Source organism: Actinomadura rubrisoli, from assembly GCF_004349215.1.
GTDB classification, from domain to species: domain Bacteria; phylum Actinomycetota; class Actinomycetes; order Streptosporangiales; family Streptosporangiaceae; genus Spirillospora; species Spirillospora rubrisoli.
Genome location: NZ_SMKU01000560.1, coordinates 1 through 3,480, shown reverse-complemented (window position 1 = coordinate 3,480; position 3,480 = coordinate 1). Strand labels below are relative to the sequence as shown.

Annotated in this window: 1 protein-coding gene; it reads right to left on the bottom strand. The window is 70.5% G+C overall.

Annotation, left to right across the window (positions count from 1 at the left end; translation table 11 throughout):
- Nucleotides 1–13 precede the first annotated feature (13 nt).
- Nucleotides 14–1,276, bottom strand: a complete 1,263-nt coding sequence (locus E1298_RS45285; RefSeq protein ID WP_165975968.1) for a VWA domain-containing protein — start codon at nt 1,274–1,276, stop codon at nt 14–16.
- Between the last annotated feature and the right edge of the window lie 2,204 nt (nt 1,277–3,480).

The following is a 3,480-nucleotide window of genomic DNA, read 5'->3' as shown; positions in this document are numbered from 1 at the left end:
GGTGGGGACGGAATTAGCCTGTGGGGCATTGGCGGGGGTTGTCGCAGATCTTCAGTGCGGCGGACTGCTGGAAGAGTGCGTGGATCTGTCCCGGGTCGCGGATCTGGTACGCGGCGCCGCCTGTGGCCTTGGCGATCCGTTGCAGTGCGCCCAGGTCGACGTCCGGTCCGAAGGCGATGCCGACGACCTGCACTGGACGTTCGGCGTCGTACTCGGCCTTCAACTGCGCCAGGAGGGCCTGCTCGGAGAGCCCGCCGGTGAAGTCGTTACGGCCGTCCGTCAGCACCAGGGCCACGTTGATCATGTCGGCCCGGTAGCCGGCCTTGACACGTCTGTACGCGGCGATCACCGAGTCGTACAGGCCCGTGTCGCCGTCGGGCTTGGCCCGCATCTTCCCGAGCGCCTGCTGCATGACCGCGCGGTGGGTGAGCGTTCCCTCGATGCCGCCGAGCCGTCCTAGCGGCACGAGTTCCTTGTAGGGGCGTGGACCGTCCATGCCCGTCGAGAAGGCCCAGAGGCCCGCGTCCGCGGAGTCCGGCAGGAGCGACATGCCCTTCTCGACCTCACCTGCGGTCACGGCCATCCGCGTCCGCCTGGTGCCGGGGACCTTCTCCAGCATCGAACCGGAGACATCGACCACCGTCAGCATGCGGGTGCCGAGCCGCATGCGCCGCCACATCTCCAATGTCTCGATGACCGCGCCCGGTTTCGGGGGTGTCCCACCGGTCGCCGTCGCGATCCCGGTCACCGCCGACACGGCCGGAGCCGTGCCCCCGCCCGCCGGGCGGAGGCCCGCTTTGGCCAGCTCCCCCGCACCGGAACCAAGGGCCTTCATAAATTGCCGCGCCACCTCGGCCTTGCCGCCAGCGGCGACGATCAGCGGGAAGTCCAGGTTCATGGTGCCGTCCGCCGGAAGCGCGGCCTCCACGGGAGCGCCACCCGCGACCGCATGACGCCAGACGGCCTGCTCCGAAACCGCTAGAACCGGCGTGCTTCCACCGCCGAAGCGGACAAGACCGTCGAACGCGGACGCCTGGTCCGCCGCCATGCCGCCCTCGCTCTGCGCGGACTGCAGGATGCCCGTGAACGCGGCCAGCGCCTTCTGGCCCGTCCCGGCGGCCTGCCGTGCCATGAGCAGCGCGATCATTCCGGCGGAGTTCTGCTCGGGACCGAGGAATCTGAGGGACGGCCCCTGCCCAGGCGCCATGCTTCGCCATGACAGGCCGCTCGCGGTGTGCCCCTTGGACCGCGCGAACACCACCGGAGAGGTCGCCACAGAGCCCATCGGTCTGGGCAGTGCGGTCTCGGTCCGTTCAGCGGTCCGTCCCGCCACCTCTAGCCAGAGTGAAGAGTCGAGGATGTAGGCGTCCGCGCGCGCTTGGGCAGCCGACCGGTCCCCGCCTAGAGCCAGTGCCATTGCGGAGGACGGCATCGTGTTCGTGGTCACCTCGGCACACCGTCCGCCGACCTCGTGTTCCTCACCGTTGTACCGTCCGGCCAAGGCTGTGACCGCCGGAGCAACCGCCGGGTCGGCTGCGATGCTCAACGTCAACCGTCCGTCGCACGCCCCTCCACCGATCTGCCCCACCGCGACCAGGACCGCCGCCACCAGCAGGGCTGCGATGCCAGCGACCAGTACCGGCGGGACCCTCCGTCGTCCCAGAACCAGTCCCCGCCGTCCCTTCCTGGGAGGCGTTGGAGAGAACACTTGCGGTGGCAGTGTCGTCCGCACGAGGGGCACCGCCACGCTGGAAGCGCGCGGCACGGCGGGATAGCCTCCGCCGCGCGGCACCGTAGCCGGTGGCGGCGATGTCGGCGCGCTGTAGGGGCCGCTCGCCGGGCCCACCACCCCGTCCGGGCGAGCGGCCGACGGCAGGCCCGTCCCGACCGTCCCCCACCGCGTGCCCGGAGAGGACGTCGCACCAGGCGACACAACCGCGCCCGGCGTGGTGGGAGACAGGCCCGCGCCAGGCGACGCAACCGAAGGTGAGGACGGTACGGCTGGCGCAGGCGTAGACCAGGCGCTGCGAACTGTTCCAGCGGCCGCCTCTCCTGCAGCCCCCGTTCCCGGCCCTGGCGCGGTCGACGAGGAGTCCGGCGGCTCAACCTTTTGCGCGTGACCCTCGGGCGGCGCAGTAGACGCCATCCACTCGCCGCTGGCGGGCGAAGGCAAGGTATTGCGATGCGCCGCTGTGGCAGATGGCGTGCTTGAGGACGAGGACGTTGCGGCTGGTGCAGGCACGTCCGGGGCCGGACCGGACGTAGGCGCAACTGCTGCTTCAGAACCAGCCGTAGTAGGCGCAGGTCGAGAGGATTCGGCGGTCAAGGTATTGGACGTTGCCGTCGGCTCGACTGCCTGTCCCAAAGCCGAGTCTTCGGCAGATGCGTCAGGTGACGCTACAACCACGCCCGATACAGGCGAAGACTGGGTGGCGCCAGGCGGCGCTGCTCCAGGCGACATGCTTGAGGACGAGCGGGTAGCGGGTGGCGAAGGCACGTCCGGACCCGGCTCAGCCGCAGACTCCGGCTCGGGTGTTGCGAAGTCGGCCGAGATAGGTGTGAGTCGAGAGGTAGTCGGCGCCTCCAACGACTCGGCTGCCTCCGCCGAGTCTCCGCCAAATGACGCAGGCGGCGCCGCGCCCACGCCTGACGCGGACGTCGGCGAAGCGGTGCCAAGTGACTCCGACGCTGCTGAAGACGCGGCCGGCCCAGACGTATCCGCAACCAGGCCACTCGCAAGGCCGGCAGCCACCGAGCCAGCAGCGGCATGCGCCGGGTTAGGAGGCGCCGACGCCGAGGGCGCTGGCGATGCCGAAAGCTCGGCGCCTGATGCAGACGTCGGTGACGTGATGTCAGGCGACTCCGACGCTGCTGAAGACGAAAGCGCTACGGCCGGCTCGGACGCTTCCGCAACCAGGCCACTCGCAAGGTCAGCAGCCACGGAACCAGCAGCGGCACGCGCCGGGTTAGAAGGCGACGGCGTTGACGATGCCGATGGCTTGGCTGTCCCTGGCGAAGACGAGTCGTCGCCAGGTGAGGTGGGCTGCATCGCTGTTGCGTCCGGCATGGACGGAGGGGCGGCGGCAACCGGCGAAGATCCGGTCTGTGGCATGGAGTCGGGCGGCGCGTCCAGGCGTCCATCGCTCAGAGGCGTGACGGCCGACGAGCCCCTGGTCGGCTCAGACGACGTGGCGGGGGACGCATCTGCTGGTGGGACGGTCGTGGGGCCCTCTGAGGGACGCGCGGCCGCTGGCGATGTGGCAGAAGGTGCGTCCTCCGAGCCAGCGGGAGGCGAGCTGCTCGTCGCGTCCGATGTAGCCGTCGCAGGCACAGATGCAGGCGTAGAGGGCACGGTTGCTGAAGGCGCGCTCGTGGCAGGCGCGGACGCGGCCTCAACGGGTGTGGACGCAGGGGCGGCGGGCCCGGGCGTGGACGTGGGCGCCACGGGCGCGGACGCGCGCACGGGCGCAGGTGTGGAGG